Here is a 23,708-nt window from a genome sequence, read left to right as displayed (position 1 = left end):
ATGAACGGTGATGCGGTGTTACTTGACGGTCACAGTGCCTTTCATCATCGAGATGTGGCCTGGGAACGAGCAGAAGAACGCGTAGTCAGTCCCGGCGGCCAGCTTCGACACATCGAAGGTCACCGAGTCTTTCTCGCCAGCACCGATGATCTTGGTGTGGGCGATGATGCGCGTGTCGCCCTCTTTCAGGTAGTTCTTGTCGATACCGGCGGCCATGCCGTCAGTGGCAACCGGCTGCATGTCGGCGGCGCTGGTCAGCACCCAGTTGTGGCCCATGACGTTTTTCGGCAGGTTGCCGGAGTGCGTCAGCTCGACGGTGAATGTCTTGCAGCTCTTATCGATTTCGATGGCTTTGGTGTTGAAGGACATTTGGTCGGTGGAGTCGACAGTGACCTTGCACTCTGCAGCAAGCAACTGGCCACTTGCCAGAGTCAGCAGGGAAACAGCAACGAGTTTGGCAAACATGTGAATCTCCAAGGCAGGGTTTAAAAAACGCGTAATGCGACAAGGGTGCCTGAAGCAGGCAGAAATTCTTATGACCTGAATCAACAGATTGTATACAACTTTAGGCTATCAGACTTATCGACACAATCAACCAGCCAAAGTGCCGCACGCTGATTATGATCGGCCCATCACCCACTGGAGTCCGAGCCATGCACCTCAATCAACTGTTCAACGGCCTGCTGGCCGCCTACGCCTGCGGTAAGTGAAGGCCAAGCGCACCTTGAAGCTGCTACCATGTCGTCCCAAGGCAGCTGCGCGCCGCCACCCTCACCTTCGACCTTAGAGGATCGCCCATGGCCAAACCTAATTACTCCTTCGCCAAACGTCAGAGAGACTTGGCCAAGGAACAGAAGAAAGAGGAAAAACTGCAACGCAAGAAAGCCGCTGCAGACGAAGAAGCTGGCGCACTGAACCCGGACGCCGATGCTGAAGTAACGAGCGACGAGACCGAAACACCAAAAGATCCGGCTGAATAATTTTCTTTGTGCTGAGCCGGCTGTTCCGGCTCGGCACAATCAACCATCATTCCAGCGGCATCACCGTCACCCGCACCTCCGGGTCATGGCTCCCTCCCCCCAGAATCACCCCCCGCAACGGCGACACATCGGAAAAGTCCCGGCCCCAGGCCAGGGTGATGTGCTCCAGTGCCGGCTGCACATTGTTCGTCGGATCAAAATCCACCCAGCCTGAAACCGGGCAATACACCGAGACCCACGCATGGGACGCATCGGCGCCGATCAGCCGTGGCTGGCCGGGCGGTGGCTGGGTGAGCAGATAGCCACTGATGTAACGCGCCGCCAGGCCTCGGGAGCGCAGGCAGGCGAGCATCAGGTGGGCGAAGTCCTGGCACACGCCGCGACGGCGCTCCAGCACTTCCACCAGCGGCGTGGCCACCTGGGTGGCTTCGGCATCGAAGGTGAATTCGCTGAAGATCTTCTCCATCAATGCCCGCACGCCCAGCAGCAACGGCTTGCCAGGCGGGAAACAGCTTTCGGAGAACTCGACGAAGGTTTTCTTCAAGTGCACGTAGGGCGATTCGAAACGATAGCGGCAGGCTTCGATCAGCTCACCGGACATCGGCTGGCTGCTGTAGGTCAGGCGGTCGCGGGTCTGGTCCCAGGCCGGCGATTGCTGGAAATCCAGCACCGGCCGCGCCAGCACTTCCACGGTCAGCCCGGCATTCACCAGCAGTTCGTCATGGGGCCGCTCGAACGCCAGGCGGGTGATGGGGTTGCCGAACACGTCCAGCTCATCGCGGCGCGACGACGGCTGCGGGCTGATATCCAGTTGCTGCGAGCTGCAACGCTGCCAGGCGCACGTTCGTGGCCACAGGTGCGCCAGCTGCTGGGCCAGGGACACCGGGCTGTCGTAGTGGTAATGGGTATCGTGGAATATCTGGTAGCGCGCACTCATCACACCGACACCGTTTGCTGGCTGACATCATCCACATGGGCAAAATGGCGCAAGGCCAGGCGATCCGACACTTGCCCACTCTCATCGGCCACTGCTTGCAGCAGGTCGGCCAGGCCGTCCAGTGCGGCACGCACGCTGGACTCGCCGAACAATGGGTTCTCCAGGCAGCCCAGGTCGAAGCGCGCCAGGCGCTCCACCAACGGGCCGAGGCCGGTTTCACGCGGCACGCCAAAGTCATCGTTGAGACGGCGCAGGGTGCGGCTCACCAGTTTGAGCTGGAACAGCACCGCATGGGGGTTCTGTTCATCCAGCAGCAACAGATCGAGCACCGGGATCAACTGCGGCACCGCCAGGTAGCGCGAGCGATAGGTGATGCTGCTGTTGCCCAATTCCAACAACCACTCCAAGCCAGCCTGATCGAACACCGCCACGCCGCGCAGGAATGCCGCCAGGCTGCTGCTCAGGAATTGCAGGCGCTCGATGCGCCGGCCCATCATCAAAAAGCGCCAGCCTTCGTCGCGGGTCATGTCGTCCAGGGCGAACCCGGACAGCGCCGCCAGGGACATCACCAGGCGGTTGAGAAAGTCCAGCAATTCGCCAAAATCCGGGGTCTCGCTTTCCAGCTCCAGGGCTTCGCGTTGCAGCTCCACCAGGGCCTGCCAGTTCTCCCGGGACAGCTTGCCGCGCACCTGGGACGCCGCCCACTGCAAGCGTTGCAGGTTGGCGCGCAGGCTCGATGGCCAGTCATCGCCCAATAGTGCGGCCTGCAAGCGCTCCGGTAACTCGCCCTCTTCCGGCAACAGGCGCAGGTTTTCGCCCAGCTCGACGGCGGCCTGCAAGGCCAGTGGATCGTCGCCGTCCACATAACGCGCCAGTACGATGCGCAGCCAGCGCGCACTGTCGTCACAGCGTTCGCAGTAACGGCCGAACCAGAACAGGTTTTCCACTACGCGGGACGGCAGATAAGGGTCGCGGCGTACCAGGTCATGGGCGCCGATTGCGCGTTGCGCGCGCCAATGTTCACCACCGGATGCGCGCTCACCGAGCACCCAGGTGTCCTTGCTGGCGCCGCCGCGTTGCATCGACACCACTTCGGCATCGGCTTCAGCGGCGACCCGTGTCAGGCCGCCGGGCAACACGCGATAACCGTCATCGCTGGCCACGGCGTACACGCGCATGCCGATGGCGCGGTGTTGCAAATGATCATCCTCGGTGTGCCATACCGGCGCCTGGGACAGCTGCGCCAACTCCTGGGCGACGTACGCGTAGGGCCGCGCACGCATGCGCTCGGCCAGGGCTTCGCGCTGTTCTTCATTCAGGTCACGGCCAAATACCGGGGTGAAACTCTGCGACGGAAACGCAGGCTTGATCAGCAGCTCCGGCAGTTTTTCCAGAGCCTCGGCCAGTACCGGCGCTTCACCGCACCACCAGGTGGCGATGGACGGCAGGATCAGTTCTTCGCCAAACAGGAATTCGTTGATCTTCGGCAGGAAACCCAGCAAACCTGGGGACTCCAGCACACCGCTGCCCAAGGCATTGGCCACCAGCACGTTGCCTTGGCGCACCGCATCAAGCAGGCCGGGTACGCCGAGGGCGGAGTCGGTGCGCAGTTCCAGCGGGTCGCAGAAGTCATCATCCAAGCGACGCATGATCGCGTGCACCCGGCGCAGGCCGCTGAGGGTTTTCAGGAACACCGTGCTGTCACGCACGGTGAGATCGCCGCCTTCCACCAGCGGGTAGCCGAGCTGGCGGGCGAGGTAAAGGTGCTCGAAGTAGCTTTCGTTGAACCGGCCCGGCGTGAGCAGCACGATCAACGGCGGCTGGTCATCGCCGGGCGCTTGGCGGGCCAGGGTTTCCTGCAAAGTGCGGAAGAAACCGGTGAGGTGCTGCACCTGCAAGTCGCGGTAAAGATCCGGAAAGGCGCGGGACACGATGGTGCGGTTTTCCAACGCGTAACCGGCGCCAGACGGCGCCTGGGTCCGGTCGGCGGTGACCCACCAGCGGCCATCCGGCGTGCGCGCAAGGTCCACGGCGTACAGGTGCAAAAAGGCACCGTCCGGCGGCTGGATACCCTGGCACGGCCACAGGAAGTTGTTATGCCCGAACACCAGCTCGGCCGGCAGCAAGCCTTGCTTGATCAAGCGTTGCGGACCATACAGGTCGGCAAGCACGGCATTGAGCAAGCGTGCACGCTGGGCGATACCGGCGCACAGGTGCTGCCATTCATCGGCGGCCAGCACATGGGGCAGCAGGTCCAATTCCCAGGGGCGGTCGGCGCCCTTGGGGTCGGCGTAGACATTGTAGGTCACGCCGTTTTCCTGGATCTGCCGGGTCAGCAGCGCCTGGCGCTGGGCCAATTGCGCAGGCGTGCTGCGTTGCAGGTGGTCGAGCAGGCGCTGCCAATGGGCACGCACTGCGCCGCTGTCGTCCAGCAGTTCGTGATAAGTGCCCGCGGTCAGCGGGTAACGGTCGAGCAAGTCGGACATGGAACGCTCGGCAGGGACAAGGGGGCTCAGATTAACTCAAATTCACTGCAATCCACTGTGGGAGGGGGCTTGCCCTCTCCCACACTTAAACAGTGTTCAGTCATTTTTATTGGGGAAACGCCGCATATCCAGGGTCATCGGTAATTCATCGTTGACGGTTACCGTCGGTACGGGAAGCTTGCCGGGGCTATGCCCAAGCCGGAAAAACCGCGCCATCCGCCGGCTCTCCGCCTCATTGGCATTTACCGGCAAGCTGTCGTAATTGCGTCCACCCGGATGGGCAACGTGGTACTGGCAGCCGCCCAACGAGCGCTGCATCCAGGTATCCAGCAGATCGAACACCAAGGGCGCATGCACCGGGATGGTCGGTTGCAGGCAGTTGGCCGGTTGCCAGGCGCGATAACGCACGCCGGCGACAAACTCACCGACGCGCCCGGTCGCCTGCAGCGGCACCGGGATGCCGTTGCAGGTCAGCAGGTAGCGTTGCGGTGGCAGCCCGGTCAACTTGACTTGCAGGCGCTCCAGCGACGAATCCACATAGCGCACCGTACCGCCCACCGCGCCCTCTTCGCCCAGTACATGCCAGGGCTCCAGGGCCTGGCGCAGTTCCAGCTCGATACCGCTGACGGCGTAGTCGCCCACCTTGGGAAAACGGAACTCCAGGTGCGCGGCAAACCACTCGGCGCGCAGCGGGTAGCCGGCTGCGTTGAGCTCGACGATCACATCGGCAAAATCCTGCTCGATAAAGTGCGGCAGCAGGAAACGGTCGTGCAACTCGGTGCCCCAGCGCGCCAGCTTCGACGGTGCATAGGGCTCGCGCCAGAAGCGCGCGACCAACGCACGCAGCAGCAGTTGTTGGGTCAGGCTCATGCGTGCATGGGGCGGCATCTCGAATGCACGCAGTTCCAGCAGGCCCAGGCGGCCGGTAGCGCCATCCGGTGAGTAGAGTTTGTCGATGCAGAATTCGGCGCGGTGAGTGTTGCCGGTCACGTCGATCAGCAGGTTGCGCAGCAGGCGGTCGACCAGCCAGGGCGGGCATTCTTCGCCGGGAGCAGGCATTTGCGCGAAGGCGATTTCCAGCTCATACAGCGCATCGTTGCGCGCCTCGTCCACCCGAGGCGCCTGGGAGGTCGGGCCGATGAACAGGCCGGAAAACAGGTAGGACAACGAAGGATGGTTGTGCCAGTAGCTGATCAAGCTGCGCAGCAGATCGGGGCGACGCAGGAACGGCGAATCCTTGGGCGTGGCGCCACCGAGCACGAAATGGTTACCGCCACCGGTGCCGGTGTGGCGCCCGTCGATCATGAATTTCTCGGTGGTCAGGCGGGTTTGCCGCGCCTCTTCGTAGAGGAACTCGGTGCGCTCCACCAACTCGTCCCAAGAGGCGGATGGCTGCACGTTGACCTCGATCACACCCGGGTCCGGCGTGACGCGAAAGTTGCTCAGGCGCGAATCGGCCGGTGGCTCGTAGCCTTCGAGCAAGACCGGGCAGTGCAGTTCTTCAGCGGTGGCTTCGATGGCCGCCACCAGTTCCAGATAGTCCTCGACGCGCTCCAGCGGCGGCATGAACAGATAGAGCCGCCCTTCCCGCGCTTCGGCGCACAGTGCGGTGCGGGTCAGCCAGTCGGCGGACTCGTCCACCTTGGGCACGCGCTCATCACTCGGCGCAGGTTCGCCATGGCTTTGCAGTTGGGCGGTGGACGGCAGCTCGGGCTGATCCTGGTTAGGGTCCGTCGGGTGCACAAACGGATACTCGGCCGCCGTCACCCACGGCTGCGAAGCCAACGGCAGGCGATAGCCCAGGGGAGAATCTCCCGGCACCAAACGGCAGTGGTTATCGCGCAGGTACCAGCGCCCACTCTGCCAACGATCATTGGCAGGCGTACGCGCCAGCGGCAGTACTTGCCCGATGATTTTATCCAGGCCCTGGGCGAACACCTTGCGCAGGCGTTCGCGCTCCAGCTCATCGCCCAGGCGCGGGTCCTGGGCAGTGACGTTCTGCGGCAGCGCACCTTCGCGCCACAGGTAGTAGAAATTGTCTTCGAAGGCCGGGAACACAAAGCGTGCCGGCAGCTTAAGGCGCTCGGCGACGCTGGCCAGGAAACGCCCGGCCATCACGCCGTCCGCACCGTAATCCTCTCGCTCATCGGCGATCAACGCGCTGTTGTGCCAGATCGGCACGCCGTCACGGCGCCAGTAGCAGTTGAGCGACCAGCGCGGCAGTTGCTCGCCGGGGTACCACTTGCCCTGGCCGAAGTGCACCAGCCCTTTGGGCGCGTAGTGCTTGCGCATGCGCTGGAACAGCTCGGCGGACAGGCGGCGTTTGTCCGGGCCGAGGGCGGCGGTGTTCCATTCGGCGCCGTCGGGATCGTCGATGGAGACAAAGGTCGGCTCGCCGCCCATGGTCAGGCGGACATCGTCCTTGAGCAGGTCGCCATCGATCTGCCGTCCCAGTGCCTGGATCGCCAGCCACTGTTCCTCGGTGTAGGGCTTGGTGACCCGTGGGGCCTCCCAAATCCTCTCTACAGACATTTCGTGGGTGAATTCACACTCGCAGGGTTCCACCAGCCCACTGATCGGCGCGGCAGACGAGGGATCGGGACTACAGGCCAACGGGATATGCCCTTCACCGGCGAACAGCCCGGAGGTGGCGTCCAGGCCGATCCAACCGGCACCGGGCAAATACACTTCGCACCACGCGTGCAGGTCGGTGAAGTCCACTTCGGTGCCGGACGGGCCGTCGAGGGCTTTGACGTCGGCGGTCAACTGGATCAGATAGCCAGACACAAACCGCGCCGCCAAGCCCAGGTTGCGCAGCAATTGCACCAGCAGCCAGGCCGAATCACGGCAGGAGCCGGAGGCGTTTTCCAAGGTGAATTCCGGTGTCTGCACGCCCGGTTCCATGCGGATCAGGTAGCCGATGTCGGCCGCCAGGCGCTGGTTGAGGCCCACCAGGAAATCCACGGCCGGCAACGGCGTACGGTCGATGCCCGCAAGGTACGCGGCGAACTTCGGCGTCAGCGGCAGGGTTTCCAGGTACGGCGCCAGCTCGCGTTGTTCATCGGCGGCATAGCTAAAGGGGATTTTTTCGGCGTAGGGTTCAAGGAAAAAGTCGAACGGGTTGAACACCGCCATCTCGGCAACCAGATCGACCTCGATGCGCAGCTCATCGGTCTTTTCCGGGAACACCAACCGCGCCAGGTAATTGCCCTGGGGGTCTTGCTGCCAATTGATGAAATGCTGCTCGGGCAGCACTTTCAGCGCGTAGGACAGAATCCGCGTGCGGCTATGGGCGGCCGGACGCAACCGTACAATCTGCGGGCCGAGTTCGACAGCACGGTCGTAGCGGTAATGCGTAACGTGGTGCAACGCGACATGAATCGACACGGCGGCCTCCTGCGAGCCAGGGCATGGACACAAAGCGCGCAAGACTTATGCCAGAGCGGCGGTCATTGCGCTTTATCGTGGGACCCGGTGCAGTACAGCACCAAAACGGCGCCAACGGCGATGCTCTGGTGCATGTGACGCACATATTTGTGGCGCAGGTGTGAAGGTGGGTGGGGAATCTACCCAATCAGCCGGTTTTGCGCTTGGCGATCACGGCTTGGCGCAGGTGGCGTATTTCAAGCAGCTTCTGGCGCATCTCTCGTTGAACCTTGCTGTTAAGTGTCAATAATCCGAGCAATGGGAATAAAAGCGCCAACCCATAAAGAATTTTGTGAGGCTGGAATTGAATCATCGGAACTACAAACAGTAGACAGGCGACGTAGATGCCGACCATCACCCACACCCAGGAGGGGCGGCCCCGCAAAATCATAAAGTTGCTATGGACCGTCAACAGAATGAGCAGCGCCCCGGCAGACATGATCTTGAGCCCCACTTGAGCAATGGGCGCATCACGAAAATAGGTGATGAACGCCAACGCCACAGCCAACGCCAAAGAAAAACACGCAGCAAATACGCCGCCCATAAACGCCAGAAAGTATTGCCTGAAAAAGTCGCGTAGCGTCATTAACTCGTTCATTCGTTTATTTCCTCGTACAACCCAATCGCGATGGTATTGACGTTTCCGGAGTACGCGCTCCCGCCAAATCCTACGGTTGCGCCGAGGACGTCTTTGATCTGGGTGGTGGTGCTGTGCTTGAGCTGCGTAGGGGTGAAGCGCTTGGTGAGTTCGCCCGACGCCTGCCGCAATTTGAGCATCTTGGCGGTCAAGCTGGGATGGTTGATGCTCAGCAGCTCTTTCGTCAGCTTGGCTCTTTCCTGGCGATTCAAACCGCGAAGCACATCACGCAGGCTCTTGCCCGTCGATGCTTTGGCAGCCCTGACCAGCTTGACCGTCGTCAGGGCCGAACCGCCTACGCCAGCCAGTGAAACGGCGTCCAGCACAACGGATGCATTCTGGTACCAGCCCTCACTGTCGAGCCAATCGTTTACCTCCGGTTTGGCGACCTCAAGCGCTGTTCGAGCAATGCCGTTAAAGCACTGAAGCGTACTCGCGCCGGCAGCCGCATACCCCACTACAACGATGACGGAACTGGCGCCAGCGCTGAAAGGCACCAGAATGGTTCCACTGGCGATCGCAGCCCAACTGATGACCGCCCCCAAGCAGGAGATTCCGGTATTCACGGCTTCGCCAATCAGTCGCGACTCTCGAGGATTGCTCACGACATGTTGAGCAAACTGTGTTGGCGCAATGTACTTCTGCGCTTCACGTAAAATGATGCGCTTGGGCTTGATGCTGCAGATGGGCTTGAATTCGCGCAGGGTAATGACGTTGAAGTCGGCGTCGATGTATACGACGCCTGCGCCAACGATACCTGGATCGGCGTCGATGGCCGCAAACAGGCGCGGAAGGTTGATCTGGCTTTCGATGCGCTGGCGCGCCATGAACTGCGAGCGGTTGGAGTCCATGCCGATGGAGGCCAGGGGGTTAGCCATAAGTGTTCTTCCTTGAGAATGATGGTGACCAGGCGGGCCCCATCGCGGGCAAGCCCACTCCCACATTTGGAATGCATTCGCCTGTGGGAGTCGGGCTTGCCCGCGATGGCTTTCTAATGGGCGCCACCTTAGCAAACAGGTTACCCAACAGCTAGAAAGCAAAACGCCAGCACGAGGCTGGCGTCTGGCATGTTCAGGCTGCGATCAACGCGGCACGACCGGCTTGCGCGCAGGCTTGCCGCCCTTGCCCTTGGCCGCATCCGCGCGTTCCTTGGCGGCCTGCTTGTTGCGCGCCTGGGCCGCGGCCTTGGCTTGTTCACGCTTGTCCCATGGGTTGCTGCCGTCACTGCCGCGCGGCGGCAGGCCGGTGTGCTGGGTGAGGATCCTGGTGGTGGTTTCCTTGGCGACCTTGTGGCTGCCGGCCGGCGTCGAGTTCTTGCGACGGGCGCTCTGGTAGCTGTCGGTGCTCGGCTGGTGCAACGGGATCAACTGGTCCTTGCCCGGCCCGATCAGGTCGGCGCGGCCCATGCGGGTCAGTGCCTCACGCAGCATCGGCCAGCCTTTCGGGTCGTGGTAGCGCAGGAACGCCTTGTGCAGGCGGCGCTGCTCTTCGCTCTTGACGATGGTTACCGCGTCGCTCTTGTAGGTGACCTTGCGCAGCGGGTTCTTGCCCGAGTGATACATGGCCGTGGCGGTGGCCATCGGCGACGGGTAGAACGCCTGTACCTGGTCGGCGCGGAAGCCGTTGCCCTTGAGCCACAGGGCCAGGTTCATCATGTCTTCATCGGTGGTACCCGGGTGGGCGGCGATGAAGTAAGGAATCAGGTACTGCTCCTTGCCCGCTTCCTTGGTGTACTTCTCGAACATGCGCTTGAACTTGTCATAGCTGCCAATGCCCGGCTTCATCATCTGGTTGAGCGGACCTTCCTCGGTGTGTTCCGGGGCGATCTTGAGGTAGCCGCCGACGTGGTGGGTGACCAGCTCTTTCACGTATTCCGGCGACTCGACGGCCAGGTCGTAGCGCAGGCCGGAGGCGATCAGGATCTTCTTCACACCCGGCAACGCACGGGCGCTGCGGTACAGTTGGATCAACGACGAGTGGTCAGTGTTCAGGTTCGGGCAGATACCGGGGAACACGCACGACGGCTTGCGGCACGCGGATTCGATTTCCGGGCTCTTGCAGGCGATGCGGTACATGTTCGCGGTCGGACCGCCGAGGTCGGAGATCACGCCGGTAAAGCCGGGGACCTTGTCGCGGATCTCTTCGATCTCGCGAATGATCGACTCTTCGGAACGGTTCTGGATGATGCGGCCTTCGTGCTCGGTGATGGAGCAGAAAGTGCAGCCGCCGAAGCAGCCACGCATGATGTTCACCGAGAAGCGGATCATGTCGTAGGCCGGGATTTTTTCCTTGCCGTACGCGGGGTGCGGGACGCGGGCGTACGGCATGCCGAACACGTAGTCCATTTCTTCGGTGGTCATCGGAATGGGTGGCGGGTTGAACCACACGTCCACTTCGCCGTGCTTCTGCACCAAGGCGCGAGCGTTGCCTGGGTTGGTTTCCAGGTGCAGCACGCGGTTGGCGTGGGCGTAGAGCACCGCATCGCCACGGACTTTCTCCACCGATGGCAGGCGGATCACGGTCTTGTCGCGGGTCATCTTGGGGCTGGCCAGGATCTGCACGACCTTGGCTTCTTCCGGATCATCCTGCGGCCCTTTTTCCTGCTCGATGGCGCAGGCCTGGGTGTCCTGGGTGTTGACGTACGGGTTGATGATCTTGTCGATCTTGCCCGGACGGTCGATACGCGTGGAGTCCACTTCGTACCAGCCGGCCGGCGTGTCGCGACGGATGAACGCGGTACCGCGCACATCGGTGATGTCTTCGATCTTGTGGCCCCACGACAGACGCTGGGCGACTTCGACGATGGCGCGCTCGGCGTTGCCGTACAGCAGGATATCGGCGGTGGCGTCGATCAGGATCGAATTGCGCACCCGGTCCTGCCAGTAGTCGTAGTGGGCGATGCGACGCAGGGAGGCTTCGATGCCGCCGAGTACGATCGGCACGTTCTTGTAGGCTTCCTTGCACCGCTGGCTGTACACCAGGCTGGCGCGATCCGGGCGTTTGCCCGCCATGCCGCCTGGGGTGTAGGCGTCGTCGGAGCGGATTTTCTTGTCGGCGGTATAGCGGTTGATCATGGAGTCCATGTTGCCGGCCGCGACGCCGAAGAACAGGTTCGGCTCGCCGAGCTTCATGAAGTCGTCTTTGGACTGCCAGTTCGGCTGGGCAATGATCCCGACGCGGAAGCCCTGGGACTCCAGCAGCCGGCCGATGATCGCCATGCCGAACGACGGATGGTCAACGTAGGCATCACCGGTGACGATGATGATGTCGCAGGAATCCCAGCCAAGCTGATCCATCTCCTCCCTGCTCATCGGCAGGAATGGCGCTGGACCGAAACATTCGGCCCAGTACTTGGGATAGTCAAATAACGGCTTGGCTGTTTGCATGACGGTGACCGGTGTTGAGATGGAAAATCGCGGGCGCGGAATATAGCACAAATTTTGACCAATTCCGACGGCAATGGTCGGCTTTTACCCTGGCATCACTTTTCCCCGGTACTCATAGCCGGATTTGCAGGGGGCAAGGGCCTAATCCGCTAGCCCCATCCCCGGAAACACCCTGGATAGGCTGTCAGGATTCAACCAGCCTTTTCATGGAAACCCAGATGAGCAGTAATCCCGCGCCTCCACTGGTAACACCCGACGCCCACGCCGCCTTCATCCAGACCCAACTCCCCACTTGGCTCACCGACTCCCCCGCAGACACCCGCGCAGCCCTGCGCGCCAACCTGCTCAAGAGCAATCAATCCAGGCACAAGATCCAAGAACTCCTCAGGCAACTGCAAAGCCCCGAGGCGTTCGCTTTTCCGCTGTTTGAGCAGGCGCTGCGCCGCGAATACCTGACGCTGCTGAATGCGAAGACTTCGGTCCTGGTGCGCGAATGGAAAAACCATCACCTGTTCGGGCTGCTACGCACCCACGCACGCACCACTGAACAATCCCTTTTGGAGGCGGCCCTGCAGAACTTCGAGGCTTCGGAAGCAGAGGACGGCGGCATGGAGACCGGGACCGAGCTTTTCAACATCACCCAGGACTCACGATTTCCTTCGTTGATTTCCGCGACGCTCTTCGCCGGTTTTTGCCGCAAACTGGACCTGGGCGGGCAATACCTCAAGCATATTCGCACGGTCATCAGCACCAATCTGTCGGTACGCCGGTTCTTTCGCGAGCACGAACAGCAGCGTTTCAACGTTGCCTTGCACCTGGCCTACCTCAAGAAGAAGATGCCGAAAACCCTTTACGAAGAATTGGTCGAGCTCTCCGAGCGCGGACACCACGTGTCCTTCGACTGCTTTCACCTGACGCTTGGTGGAGTGGTGTTGCCTGACGTCCTGGTCATCGTTGACGTCCGGGCAGAAACCGGACCGCTTCTCTACACACCTGAAGACCCGATCGAGGCACTTCGCCAGCACCCCTCGATGGACGACCTGGAAACTCAACTCGTTAAACGCCTGATGCGACCGGACTACCTGGCCTTCTTCAAGCGGCTGGCCCCAGTGCATCAGCGAGAATCGCTGCTGCATGTAAAGCCCATGTGGATTGATTGGCTGCCCATCGGCTCACCCGGGAAAATCAAGCCAGCGCAGCTGGACAAACCGCTGACCCTGACCAAAATCACCGGCAATCTGTTCCACGCCATCATCCTGCGACGGTTTTCCCAGATAGAAAGCGACGCTTGCGAAGTCGCGGTCCCGACGGCACAGGTTGATGCCATCAGCCGACAAAAACGCCTGCAGTTCTATGCCGACCTGGGTAAATCCCTGCTGTTCTTTGCCGCATCCTTCGTGCCAATCGTCGGGGAGGTTCTGCTGGTCGTTACCGCCGCCCAATTGATCGGCACGGTCTATAACGGCTTTGCCGCCTGGAGCCGGGGCGATAGCCAACAGGCGCTCGACGACCTGCTGGACGTGGTGGATAACGTTGCCATGGCCGTAGCGACCGCCGGCGTGATCAAGGCAGGACGCTTTACGGCGGGCCTCGTGAAAGTTCAGGTACGCAATCAGGGCTGGCGCCTCTGGCACTCTGACTTGGAACCCTACCAACACCCCGCGACATTGCCTGAACACGTGGTTGCCGATAAACAAGGTATCTATCAATACCAACAGCAGTCGTATCTAAAACTGGATGATCACCCCCATGCCATTCAGCGCTCACCCGATGGCACACGATGGGAGTTGTCACACCCCAGCGATCCGCACGCTTATGCACCTCCCCTGTTGAACAACGAAGCCGGCGGCTGGCGCCATGTGCACGAAACGCCAGAGGATTGGGACACGCTCAAACTGATCAAGCGCCTGGGCCCAGATGCGGCCAACATAACCCAACCGTCCGTAGAGCCCATCCTGCTGATCAGCGGGCTGGACAGCACCACATTGCGCCAAGCCCATCAAGAGATGGTGCGCCCTGCCCCCTTGCTATGCGATACGGTTACACACTTCAACCTGGACCAGGAAATCAATGATTTCAACCTGAGCCGTGCCGAGGGCACCTCCGTGACGGCTCACTCGCCGCTGATTCAAGCCCACCTGCTCACCTCGCTGCCCGAATGGCCCGCCACTTACGGGCTGAAGGTGGTCGACCAGCAGCAACAGACCGTGATGCAGTTCGGTCAGGGCAACGTCGAAATCAAGGTCAGCGAAGACCGTTTCAGAAAGGGCGAGTTATTGCATGCCATAGAGGCGCAAATGCCTCAGACCGCGTTCAATAATCTGCTGCCCTCCTCGCCTATCGACTACTTCAGTAAAACCGAAAACCTTGCCCTGAGATTGAGCAAGCAGGCCGCACAGAAAAAACAATGGCTGTTTTCTCAACTCAACGCGGCCAATGAAGCCGCGGTCACACCCACCGAAAAAAGTCTGCGCACACTGATGCCGCAACTGTCCAAACGACATCTTGAAGAGATAGAGCGCACACTCCCAGCAAGCAAACGCCAACGCTTGCAAGCGGGAGACAGCCTGGACCCCGTATCGCTCGAAGAAGCAGACCACTACACAAAGATGGCAAAGGTCGCCCAGCTGCAAGAGAGCATTTTCCTCAATACCTTGCGCAACCGGGAAAGCGTGCAATTGATGCTTTACACACTGGAGCAGATACCCGGTTGGCCTGGGTCGCGCCGGATTGATGTGTATGACGACAGTACCGAGGGGCCGCTTCTGGGGAGTATCGGTAACGCGGATGCCCCTTCGAGCCATACGCTGATCCGCAAAGGCGAGCTATACGCGCTTCACGCCTCACCAGATACCCTCCCCCCCCCACTGACCGATCTGCCTCACGCAATCGAGCAAACACTTTCCCCCTTGGAGCACCGTGCACTGCTGCGCCAATCGGGTGCGGATTCGTTTGAGCAGGCCCTGCACAAATCCGGCAAGTCACTGATGGCCAGCAGCCTTCCGCGTCTGCGCGGCAAGCCCCTTACCCTCGAAACCCGGCCCTCGGCAGGGTTGCCACTCGACCCCTTGTTCGCCGAACCAACCCCTCCGGCCGAACTGACAAGGCTGGCTGACCAGACCTTTCAAGCGCCGCCACTGCCTGACGGAAGTTTTCGCTATTACGTCCAGGACGAGCAGAACTACTACCAGATCAAAAAAGACCCGCAGGGATGGCGACTGGTCGATGCGCGTAGCCGTTTCCGGGCCTATTCGCCCTATCTGCGCAAAAACGCCAACGGGGGTTGGGAAATCGACCCCGCCAAAGGTGGGTTACCGGGCGGAGGGGGCTCGCCTGCGCCATCACTCGAAAGCGTCGACTCCATTGACGGGTATGGGTCGGCACACTCGTCCAATTCTTACGGATCAGCCGAGGAAGGCACTGTAGACGCGCTCTACACTCCTCAGGAATTGGCCTACATGCGCACCGAGCGCAGCTACCAGCACAGCCAGAACTATCGGCGTATTTATGACCGCGCCAACTGTGGCCGCTACCCACTGCGCGATGAAAATGGTCAGCCCATGCGGATCCGACTCATGCAAGTCCAAGGGAAGTCGTTAACGTCCGGCACGGTATTCAGCAAAGACCAGCTGCTGCCCTACATCCGCTGGGAAGGTTATGAAAACGTCGCGCGCCTGTATGAAGACAAGCTTGAGGTTTTACCCTTCACCGCCGCTCATCAAAAATTCCCCCAGGAGGCCGCAATGATCGGCGAAGCCACGGTCATCACGCGGCGCCCGCTGAGCAAGGGCGAAGCGCTGGGCGTGTATGGAGGGGACATCCTGCCGTTTTTCGTGGCGAAGGCGCGCCGAGATCCTTATCTGATGGCCGTCAAGGATGTGAGGCCTGTGTCGCCCCACGCGCTCAACACTCAGCCGGTACTGTCCGGCGACAACGCGTTGTCGAGGATCAATACCATTTTTGAATATGAGGCCGATGTTCCGGTGCGACAGGCCGCCTCGGGCTACAACGTTGAGGCGGCACAATTCAGGGTCCAGGCCCAGGTCGGCAACCGACAGGATCAAATGATACTCACCGGATTATTTGCCAGCGAATCTATTCCCGCCGGCACTGAGTTGCGCTGGAACTACCAATACGACGAAGCCACCATCCGTGCGCTGTTTGCCCGGCCGTAAGGCGCGTTATTCGTCGTCGTCGAAGTTGTAGCTGCCCGGGGCGAGGTTTTCGAAGCGTGTGTACTTGCCGATGAACGCCAGGCGGATAAAGCCGATGGGGCCGTTCCGCTGTTTGCCGATGATGATTTCGGCAATGCCTTTGTGCTCGGTCTCGGGGTGATACACCTCGTCGCGATACACGAACATGATGACGTCGGCGTCCTGCTCGATCGCTCCGGATTCCCGCAAGTCGGAGTTCACCGGGCGCTTGTTGGGGCGTTGCTCCAGGGAACGGTTGAGCTGGGACAGCGCCACCACCGGGCAGTTGAATTCCTTGGCCAGGGCCTTGAGGGACCGGGAGATTTCGGAAATCTCGTTGGTCCGGCTGTCGCCGCTGGAACCGGGGATCTGCATCAACTGCAGGTAGTCGATCATGATCAGGGCGATATCGCCGTGCTCGCGCGCCAGGCGGCGGGTACGCGCACGCATTTCCGAGGGGCTGATACCGGCGGTGTCATCGATGAACAGCTTGCGGTCGTTAAGCAGGTTGACCGCCGAGGTCAGGCGCGGCCAATCGTCGTCTTCCAGTTGGCCGGAACGCACCTTGGTCTGGTCGATACGCCCGAGCGACGAGAGCATCCGCATGATCAGCGATTCGCCTGGCATCTCCAGGGAGTACACCAGCACGGTCTTGTCGCTGCGCAACACCGCGTTTTCCACCAGGTTCATCGCGAAGGTGGTCTTACCCATGGAAGGACGGCCGGCGACGATGATCAAGTCGGAGGGCTGCAGGCCGCTGGTTTTCTCGTCGAGGTCGGTGTAGCCGGTGGAAATACCGGTGATGGCGGCGTCGGTGTTGAACAGGGTGTCGATGCGGTCGATGGCCTTGGTCAACAGCTCGTTGACGCCCACCGGGCCGCCGGTTTTCGGGCGGGCCTCGGCGATCTGGAAGATCTGGCGCTCGGCTTCGTCGAGGATCTCTTCGGCGGTGCGCCCTTCTGGGTTGAAGGCGCTGTCGGCGATCTCGGTGCTGATGCCGATCAGTTGGCGCAACGTGGCGCGCTGGCGAACGATCTGGGCATAGGCCTTGATGTTGGCGACGGACGGCGTGTTCTTCGCCAGTTCGCCCAGGTAGCCGAGGCCGCCGACCTGGGAGGTCTGGCCTTCCTTGTCCAGTTGTTCGGCCAGGGTCACCACGTCGATCGGCGAGTTCTGGTCGGCCAGCTTGGCGATGGCGCGGAAGATCAGGCGGTGGTCATGGCGATAGAAATCACCGTCCGAGACTTGATCCAGCACGCGTTCCCAGGCGTTGTTGTCCAGCATCAAACCACCGAGCACAGCCTGTTCGGCCTCGATGGAATGCGGCGGCACCTTCAGGGCAGCGGTTTGCAGATCGTATTGCTCAGGAGCTGAAATATCGTTCATGGCCACTTGGAATTTGGGGTGTGTAGAAAAACAAAAGGCACGACCTGTAAACAGGATCGTGCCCGATGTTAACCGCCTGGCACGCGAGGTGCCAGCCAGTTAGGTGCGGCTTAAGCTGCTACCACGACAACGCGTACGGTGGCTTCAACTTCGGCGTGCAGGTGCACGGCTACGTCGAATTCGCCTACGTTGCGGATGGTGCCGTTCGGCAGACGAACTTCGCTCTTCTGCACTTCAACGCCGGAGGCGGTCAGTGCATCAGCGATGTCGTGGGTGCCGATCGAACCGAACAGCTTGCCTTCGTCACCGGCGGTGGCAGTGATAGTCACTTCCAGCTCAGCCAGTTGGGCAGCGCGAGTTTCGGCCGAAGCTTTTTTGTCTGCTGCGGCTTTTTCCAGCTCGGCACGACGCTCTTCAAACGCAGCCAGGTTGGCAGCGGTTGCAGCGGTGGCTTTGCCGTATGGCAGCAGGTAGTTACGACCGTAGCCGGCCTTAACGTTCACTTTGTCGCCCAGGTTGCCCAGGTTGGCGACTTTTTCCAGAAGGATCAGTTGCATGTGAAAATCCTCTAACTTTTAACCTTCACCGTTCGCGTTATCGGCGTCTTTCGGCGCCAGACGACCGCGAAAATCAATCAGGCCGTCGACAATGGCCAGAACCACGAGTAACGGATAGATCAGCTGCATGAACAGCACCATTGTTACGTACATCCCCACCAGCCAGAACTTGGCCAGGCGCTTCTGCGCGACCAGCCCGTGAATCAGGGCCAGTCCGGCGAACACCAGCGGTACGCTGCAAAACAGCACCAGCAAGGTGGCTTGTGAACCGAAGTACGGTCCGACCACCATGAGTGCCAGCAGCAACATCGCCGGGCCCACGGGGATTCTGATACTGCGAAATTCGCGACCAAAACCACCCGGGTTGTACAACAACGCCTGCCAATATCGCCCAAGCATCAGGCTCAGCACGCTGACGATCTGCATCATTACCGCCATCAGGCCGATCAGGGCCGGTGCAATCAGTGTCGCAAGACGCGCTCGCTCATCTACCGAAAGCTGCTGGTAGAGTTCCCCGAGGGCCATCGGCAGGACCTTGACGATCTCTTGCGACAGCACCTCGATCTGCGGGCGGAAAGCCGCGTCGATCAACACCGAAAACACCAACCCCACTGCCACGCTGACCAGCAGCGTGCGGGCCCAGGACTCACTTGCGCGCAAAACCAACGCAAGGCTCGACGATCCCAGCAGTACCAGAAGTACCTTGGGTTCGCCCAGTTGCAGCCACCAGATCAAGGCGGCCAGCACTCCCAGGGCCAGGACGCCAAGGGCATCCTGCAAACCGCGCCGCAGCAGCACAAGGCAACCTGCGGCAGCACCCAACCAATACAACAACGGCAATGCTGCACATCCAGCCACTACGAGAGTGGCCTGCACGCGACCGCGCATGATGAACTCAGCTAAGGCGCGCATGCATTCAATCCCTTACTACTTGTCGACTGCCCGGTCTCAGCGGCCGTGGCTGTCGGTGTAGGCCAGCAGGGCCAGGAAGCGGGCGCGCTTGATAGCGGTGGCCAGCTGACGCTGATAACGTGCTTTGGTACCGGTGATACGGCTTGGAACGATTTTGCCGGTCTCGGATACGTAGGCTTTCAGAGTGTTGAGATCTTTGTAATCGATCTCTTTCACGTCTTCAGCGGTGAAGCGGCAGAATTTACGACGACGGAAGAAACGTGCCATTTGATAGGCTCCTTAAAAGGTCCGTGGATTACTCGTCAGCGTTATCGCTGTTGTCGCTGTCATCACTATCAGCGCTATCAGCGCCTTCGTGCTCAGGACGGTCGCGACGCTCACGGCGCTCACTGCGGTTTTCTTCAGCCTTGAGCATCTCGGATTGGCCGGTAACGGCTTCTTCGCGACGGATGACCAGGTTACGGATCACAGCATCGTTGTAGCGGAAGTTGTCTTCCAGCTCGGCCAGGGCCTTGCCAGTGCACTCAACGTTCAGCATCACGTAGTGAGCCTTGTGAACATTGTTGATTGCGTAGGCCAGTTGACGACGGCCCCAATCTTCCAGACGGTGGATTTTGCCGCCGTCTTCTTCGATCAGCTTGGTGTAACGCTCAACCATGCCGCCGACTTGCTCGCTTTGATCCGGGTGGACCAAAAAGATGATTTCGTAATGACGCATGAATGCTCCTTACGGGTTGTAGCCTGCCGCTCAAAAACGGTCAGACAAGGAGTGAATGACACTTATGGATCTTGCCGCAGGGAGGCACCTCGGTGCCCGCCAGGAAGGCAAGGGGCGCAATTGTAGAGAAGGGGGAGGATGCGTGCAAGGTGATTGGTGATTATTTGAACAATCTTCCAGACACCCCAAAAACACTGTGGGAGGGGGCTTGCCCCCGATTACGAAGGATCAGCCACATCATCTGCAACTGACACACCGCTATCGAGGGCAAGACCCCTCCCACATTTTGATCACTTCTTCGTTTTGGCCTTGGCCTTTGCGCCACGCTGGCGCTGGGCTTCGAACAGGCAGACGCCGGTGGCGACCGACACGTTGAGGCTACTGACACTACCGGCCATCGGCAGGTGCACCAGGTAATCACAATGCTCGCGGGTCAGGCGGCGCATACCTTTGCCTTCGGCACCCATGATCAGGATGGTCGGGCCGGTGAGGTCCTGGTCATAAATGCTGACCTCGGCCTCTCCCGCCGTACCCACGACCCACAGGCCGCGCTGCTGGAGCTTCTCCAGGGTGCGCGCCAGGTTGGTCACGGCCACCAGCGGAATCACTTCGGCTGCGCCACACGCGACTTTACGCACCACCGGCGTCAGCGTCGCCGATTTGTCTTTAGGCACGATTACCGCCAGCGCACCGGCAGCGTCCGCCGAGCGCAGGCAGGCGCCGAGGTTGTGCGGGTCGGTCACGCCGTCCAGCACCAGCAACAACGGCGCACCTTCGGTGCGGTCGAGCAGCTCGTCGAGCATCGCCTCGCCCCAGACCTGACTCGGGCTGACATCCGCCACCACGCCCTGGTGAACGCCCTCTACCCACACGTCCATTTCACGACGCTCGGCCTGGCCGATGGCAACCTTGTTTTGCGTGGCCAATTCAACCAGCGCTTGTACGCGCGGCTCGCTGCGCCCTTCCGCCAGCCAGACTTGCTTGACGCGCTTGGGGTGGTGACGCAGCAGTGCTTCTACGGCGTGGACGCCGTAGATTTTTTCCAGACTCATGACTTAGCCTTAGGTTTGCGCGACCCGCCGCTTTTCGCGGGAGCCGAGCCCGCTTTTGGCGGGCCTTTACGGTGTTTACTGGGCTTGCTCGACGGTTTTTCCGCCCCGTGGGACTTTCCCCCAGACGCCGCTTTACCACCGCTTTTGGCTTCATTGAGCAACTGCTGCTTCAACTCACGGCTCTTGCGCAGTTCAGCGTTTTTCGCCGCTGCATCGCTTGGGCGGTAGGCTTCGGGGGCCTTTTCCTTGGTCGATGAACGACGACCGGCCTTGGCTGGCGCAGGTTCGACGGTCGCTGCTTTGGCAGGCGCGGCCTTGCCTTTGCTGGTCGGTTCGCTACCACGCTTTTTACGGCTGCCCGGCGATTCGGCTGGCTTATCGGACATGCCGAAGTCGATCTTGCGTTCGTCGAGATCGACGCGCATGACCTGCACTTCAACGGTATCGCCAAGGCGGAAGCTGCGACCGGTGCGCTCGCCCGCCAGGCGGTGATGCACAGGGTCGAAGTGGTAGTAGTCGCCCGGCAAGGCGGTGACGTGCACCAGGCCTTCGACGTAGATATCGGTCAGCTCCACAAACAGACCGAAGCCGGTCACGGCGGTGATCACACCCGGGAACGATTCGCCTACGCGATCCTTCATGAACTCACACTTGAGCCAGTTCACCACGTCGCGGGTGGCTTCGTCGGCGCGGCGTTCGCTCATGGAGCACTGCTCGCCCAGCTGTTCCAGGGCCGCTTCGTCGTACGGATAGATCCGCGCCTTCGGAATGGTCATGGCACCGGCGCGCTTGACGTGCGGGGTGTTCATCTTGGAATGGATCACGCTGCGGATCGCACGGTGCGTGAGCAGGTCCGGGTAACGGCGGATCGGCGAAGTGAAGTGGGTGTACGCCTCGTAGTTCAGGCCGAAGTGGCCCTGGTTATCCGCGCTGTACACCGCCTGGCTCAGGGAGCGCAGCATGACGGTCTGGATCACGTGGTAATCCGGGCGGTCCTTGATGCTGGCCAGCAGAGCCTGGTAATCCTTCGGCGTCGGGCCGTCCTTGCCTTTGTGCAGGGACAGGCCGAGTTCGCCGAGGAACGCGCGCAGCTTTTCCAGACGCTCCGGCGGCGGGCCGTCGTGCACCCGGTACAACGCAGGGATCTCGTGCTTTTTCAGGAACTCAGCGGTGGCCACGTTGGCCGCCAGCATGCATTCCTCGATCAGCTTGTGCGCATCGTTACGGGTGGTCGGGGTGATCGCGGCGATCTTGCGCTCGGAACCGAAGACAATCCGGGTTTCCTGGGTTTCAAAATCGATCGCGCCTCGGGTGTGACGTGCGCCCAGCAACACCTTGTACAGCGCATAGAGCTGCTTGAGATGCGGCACGACATGGCCGTACTCACCACGCAATGCTTTGGCTTCGCTGGTTTTCGGCTGTTCCAGGATGGTGCTGACCTTGTTGTAGGTCAGGCGCGCCTGGGAATGAATCACCGCTTCATAGAACTGGTAATCGGTCATTTCGCCGGTTTTCGAGATAGTCATCTCGCACACCATGGCCAAACGGTCGACTTTCGGGTTCAGCGAGCACAGCCCGTTGGACAACTCTTCCGGCAGCATCGGAATCACGCGCTCGGGGAAGTACACCGAGTTGCCACGCACCTGGGCTTCGTTGTCCAGGGCCGAACCGATCTTCACGTAGCTGGAGACGTCGGCAATCGCCACGTACAACTTCCAGCCGCCGGAGAACAGACGCAGCTTGCCCGGCTTGGCTTCGCAGTAGACCGCATCGTCGAAGTCGCGGGCGTCTTCGCCGTCGATGGTGACGAACGGCAGATGGCGCAGGTCGATGCGCTTCTCTTTGTCCTTCTCTTCGACTTCCGGCTTGAGCTTGCGCGCTTCTTTCACGACGGCTTCAGGCCAGACGTGAGGAATATCGTAGGTACGCAGCGCGACATCGATTTCCATGCCCGGCGCCATGTAGTTGCCGACCACTTCAATCACATCACCCTGCGGCTGGAAGCGAGGGGTCGGCCAGTGGGTGATCTTCACCTCGACAAACTGGCCAACCTTGGCATTCGCATTGCGGCCCGGGGTGATCAGCACTTCCTGCTGCACCTTCGGGTTATCCGGCACCACAAAACCAATGCCGCCTTCTTCGAAGTAGCGACCGACGATGGTCTCGTGACCACGGGACACCACTTCGACGATCACGCCTTCACGGCGACCGCGACGGTCCAGGCCGGAAACACGCGCCAGGGCACGGTCGCCATCGAACACCAGGCGCATTTGCGCCGGGCTCATGAACAGGTCATCGCTGCCGTCGTCCGGGATCAGGAAGCCGAAGCCGTCACGATGGCCGGCGATGCGGCCGAGGATCAGGTCGAGCTTGTCCACTGGCGCGTAAGTGCCACGGCGGGTGTAGATCAATTGTGCGTCGCGCTCCATGGCGCGCAGGCGGCGGCGCAGGGCTTCGAGCTGGTCTTCGGTGGTCAGACCGAATTCTTCAACCAACTGCTCGCGGCTAGCAGGCGAGCCCCGATCGGCGAGGTGCGCCAGGATCAGTTCGCGGCTAGGAATAGGGTTTTCATATTTTTCCGCTTCACGAGCGGCCTCGGGATCGAGGGACTGCCAATCGGCCATTAGAGAGTTTTCACCTTGTCTATATGCGGGTTAGTTTGGCATACGCGTATTGAAACGGGAAATTTCAGACGTCAACAAGCCTTTTAAAGCCCTTTGCAGCCCGCAACAGGCACCTTGCACGACCACTGGCGAAATTTTCCAGGCTTTTTTCGTGGCGGGGGTTTACAGCTTAAAATCCCCTCCGTATAGTGCGCGCCATCGACGACGGCAACGTTGTTTGATAATGCCCAGGTGGTGAAATTGGTAGACACGCCAGCTTCAGGTGCTGGTGACCTTACGGTCGTGGAAGTTCGAGTCTTCTCCTGGGCACCAAATTCAGATCAAACCCGCGAAAGCGGGTTTTTTCGTTTCAAGGCTCTGATTTTTAACGGAAAACTTGATTTATTTTTTTGAATCAGGGGTTTACAGATCAAA

At 60.7% G+C, this 23,708-nt stretch carries 16 protein-coding genes and 1 tRNA gene; 3 read left to right on the top strand and 14 right to left on the bottom strand.

The features are described 5' to 3' along the window. Nucleotides 1-18: 18 nt before the first annotated feature. On the bottom strand, nt 19-465 hold the full coding sequence (gene azu / locus K5K89_RS03670; protein ID WP_222540871.1) for an azurin: 447 nt from the start codon (nt 463-465) through the stop codon (nt 19-21). Nucleotides 466-797: 332 nt separating this feature from the next. Here azu and K5K89_RS03665 point away from each other — a divergent pair, with 332 nt between their 5' ends. After that, on the top strand, nt 798-980 hold the full coding sequence (locus K5K89_RS03665; RefSeq protein WP_034105670.1) for a hypothetical protein: 183 nt from the start codon (nt 798-800) through the stop codon (nt 978-980). Nucleotides 981-1,026: 46 nt separating this feature from the next. Here K5K89_RS03665 and K5K89_RS03660 read toward each other — a convergent pair whose 3' ends face one another. The 6 genes from K5K89_RS03660 to K5K89_RS03635 form a co-directional block, all read right to left on the bottom strand. Further along, nucleotides 1,027-1,917, bottom strand: a complete 891-nt coding sequence (locus K5K89_RS03660) for a transglutaminase N-terminal domain-containing protein (RefSeq protein WP_222540870.1) — start codon at nt 1,915-1,917, stop codon at nt 1,027-1,029. Next, nucleotides 1,917-4,403, bottom strand: a complete 2,487-nt coding sequence (locus tag K5K89_RS03655) for a circularly permuted type 2 ATP-grasp protein (protein WP_222540869.1) — start codon at nt 4,401-4,403, stop codon at nt 1,917-1,919. The genes K5K89_RS03660 and K5K89_RS03655 overlap by 1 nt, the downstream gene beginning before the upstream one ends. Before the next feature lie 96 nt (nt 4,404-4,499). Beyond that, nucleotides 4,500-7,790, bottom strand: coding sequence for a DUF2126 domain-containing protein (locus K5K89_RS03650; RefSeq protein ID WP_222540868.1), 3,291 nt, complete (start codon nt 7,788-7,790; stop codon nt 4,500-4,502). A gap of 187 nt (nt 7,791-7,977) precedes the next feature. Then, nucleotides 7,978-8,427 carry a hypothetical protein gene (locus K5K89_RS03645; protein WP_222540867.1) on the bottom strand — a complete coding sequence of 150 codons (450 nt, stop codon included), beginning with the start codon at nt 8,425-8,427 and terminating at the stop codon, nt 7,978-7,980. Continuing rightward, on the bottom strand, nt 8,424-9,344 hold the full coding sequence (locus K5K89_RS03640; RefSeq protein ID WP_071491664.1) for an NAD synthetase: 921 nt from the start codon (nt 9,342-9,344) through the stop codon (nt 8,424-8,426). Before K5K89_RS03640 ends, K5K89_RS03645 begins: the two co-directional genes overlap by 4 nt. Nucleotides 9,345-9,548: 204 nt before the next feature. Further along, on the bottom strand, nt 9,549-11,852 hold the full coding sequence (locus tag K5K89_RS03635; RefSeq protein WP_071491665.1) for a YgiQ family radical SAM protein: 2,304 nt from the start codon (nt 11,850-11,852) through the stop codon (nt 9,549-9,551). Nucleotides 11,853-12,058: 206 nt separating this feature from the next. On the opposite strand from K5K89_RS03635, the gene K5K89_RS03630 reads away from it, so the two are divergent. Continuing rightward, entirely contained in the window at nt 12,059-16,027 is a 3,969-nt protein-coding gene (locus tag K5K89_RS03630) for a dermonecrotic toxin domain-containing protein (RefSeq protein ID WP_261400915.1), read from the top strand. A gap of 6 nt (nt 16,028-16,033) precedes the next feature. Here the strand turns inward: K5K89_RS03630 and dnaB are convergent, their stop codons facing one another. The 7 genes from dnaB to rnr all read right to left on the bottom strand — a co-directional run bounded on the left by dnaB (nt 16,034) and on the right by rnr (nt 23,294). Continuing rightward, nucleotides 16,034-17,431, bottom strand: a complete 1,398-nt coding sequence (dnaB, locus tag K5K89_RS03625; RefSeq protein ID WP_071491667.1) for a replicative DNA helicase — start codon at nt 17,429-17,431, stop codon at nt 16,034-16,036. A gap of 110 nt (nt 17,432-17,541) precedes the next feature. After that, nucleotides 17,542-17,988 carry a 50S ribosomal protein L9 gene (rplI, locus tag K5K89_RS03620; RefSeq protein ID WP_003171376.1) on the bottom strand — a complete coding sequence of 149 codons (447 nt, stop codon included), beginning with the start codon at nt 17,986-17,988 and terminating at the stop codon, nt 17,542-17,544. Between the two features lie 18 nt (nt 17,989-18,006). Then, nucleotides 18,007-18,900, bottom strand: a complete 894-nt coding sequence (locus K5K89_RS03615; RefSeq protein ID WP_071491668.1) for a hypothetical protein — start codon at nt 18,898-18,900, stop codon at nt 18,007-18,009. Between the two features lie 36 nt (nt 18,901-18,936). Then, nucleotides 18,937-19,167 carry a 30S ribosomal protein S18 gene (gene rpsR, locus K5K89_RS03610; protein ID WP_002551829.1) on the bottom strand — a complete coding sequence of 77 codons (231 nt, stop codon included), beginning with the start codon at nt 19,165-19,167 and terminating at the stop codon, nt 18,937-18,939. Between the two features lie 28 nt (nt 19,168-19,195). Continuing rightward, on the bottom strand, nt 19,196-19,618 hold the full coding sequence (gene rpsF / locus K5K89_RS03605) for a 30S ribosomal protein S6 (RefSeq protein WP_003236224.1): 423 nt from the start codon (nt 19,616-19,618) through the stop codon (nt 19,196-19,198). A 290-nt stretch (nt 19,619-19,908) separates the two neighbouring features. Continuing rightward, nucleotides 19,909-20,670 (bottom strand): 23S rRNA (guanosine(2251)-2'-O)-methyltransferase RlmB, encoded by a 762-nt coding sequence (gene rlmB, locus K5K89_RS03600; protein ID WP_092246628.1) that lies wholly within the window; start codon nt 20,668-20,670, stop codon nt 19,909-19,911. Next, nucleotides 20,667-23,294: a ribonuclease R gene (gene rnr, locus K5K89_RS03595; RefSeq protein WP_071491670.1), complete on the bottom strand. Its 2,628-nt coding sequence runs from the start codon at nt 23,292-23,294 to the stop codon at nt 20,667-20,669. Before rnr ends, rlmB begins: the two co-directional genes overlap by 4 nt. A 225-nt stretch (nt 23,295-23,519) precedes the next feature. On the opposite strand from rnr, the gene K5K89_RS03590 reads away from it, so the two are divergent. After that, nucleotides 23,520-23,606 (top strand) — tRNA-Leu (locus K5K89_RS03590). Nucleotides 23,607-23,708: the final 102 nt, after the last annotated feature.

The organism is Pseudomonas sp. DR208 (assembly GCF_019823005.1).
Lineage (GTDB): Bacteria > Pseudomonadota > Gammaproteobacteria > Pseudomonadales > Pseudomonadaceae > Aquipseudomonas > Aquipseudomonas extremorientalis.
The sequence above is the reverse complement of the archived record's forward strand: the minus strand, read 5'-3'. Positions and strand labels throughout refer to the sequence as shown.

What these genes read in the sequence shown, in the direction of transcription:
- rlmB (WP_092246628.1), bottom strand. Translation starts at nt 20,670, where the DNA reads ATGAGTCTGGAAAAAATCTACGGCGTCCACGCCGTAGAAGCACTGCTG.
- K5K89_RS03660 (WP_222540870.1), bottom strand. Translation starts at nt 1,917, where the DNA reads ATGAGTGCGCGCTACCAGATATTCCACGATACCCATTACCACTACGAC.
- K5K89_RS03655 (WP_222540869.1), bottom strand. Translation starts at nt 4,403, where the DNA reads ATGTCCGACTTGCTCGACCGTTACCCGCTGACCGCGGGCACTTATCAC.
- K5K89_RS03630 (WP_261400915.1), top strand. Translation starts at nt 12,059, where the DNA reads ATGGAAACCCAGATGAGCAGTAATCCCGCGCCTCCACTGGTAACACCC.
- rpsR (WP_002551829.1), bottom strand. Translation starts at nt 19,167, where the DNA reads ATGGCACGTTTCTTCCGTCGTCGTAAATTCTGCCGCTTCACCGCTGAA.
- rpsF (WP_003236224.1), bottom strand. Translation starts at nt 19,618, where the DNA reads ATGCGTCATTACGAAATCATCTTTTTGGTCCACCCGGATCAAAGCGAG.
- K5K89_RS03635 (WP_071491665.1), bottom strand. Translation starts at nt 11,852, where the DNA reads ATGCAAACAGCCAAGCCGTTATTTGACTATCCCAAGTACTGGGCCGAA.
- rnr (WP_071491670.1), bottom strand. Translation starts at nt 23,294, where the DNA reads ATGGCCGATTGGCAGTCCCTCGATCCCGAGGCCGCTCGTGAAGCGGAA.
- K5K89_RS03665 (WP_034105670.1), top strand. Translation starts at nt 798, where the DNA reads ATGGCCAAACCTAATTACTCCTTCGCCAAACGTCAGAGAGACTTGGCC.
- dnaB (WP_071491667.1), bottom strand. Translation starts at nt 17,431, where the DNA reads ATGAACGATATTTCAGCTCCTGAGCAATACGATCTGCAAACCGCTGCC.
- azu (WP_222540871.1), bottom strand. Translation starts at nt 465, where the DNA reads ATGTTTGCCAAACTCGTTGCTGTTTCCCTGCTGACTCTGGCAAGTGGC.
- K5K89_RS03615 (WP_071491668.1), bottom strand. Translation starts at nt 18,900, where the DNA reads ATGCGCGCCTTAGCTGAGTTCATCATGCGCGGTCGCGTGCAGGCCACT.
- rplI (WP_003171376.1), bottom strand. Translation starts at nt 17,988, where the DNA reads ATGCAACTGATCCTTCTGGAAAAAGTCGCCAACCTGGGCAACCTGGGC.
- K5K89_RS03640 (WP_071491664.1), bottom strand. Translation starts at nt 9,344, where the DNA reads ATGGCTAACCCCCTGGCCTCCATCGGCATGGACTCCAACCGCTCGCAG.
- K5K89_RS03645 (WP_222540867.1), bottom strand. Translation starts at nt 8,427, where the DNA reads ATGAACGAGTTAATGACGCTACGCGACTTTTTCAGGCAATACTTTCTG.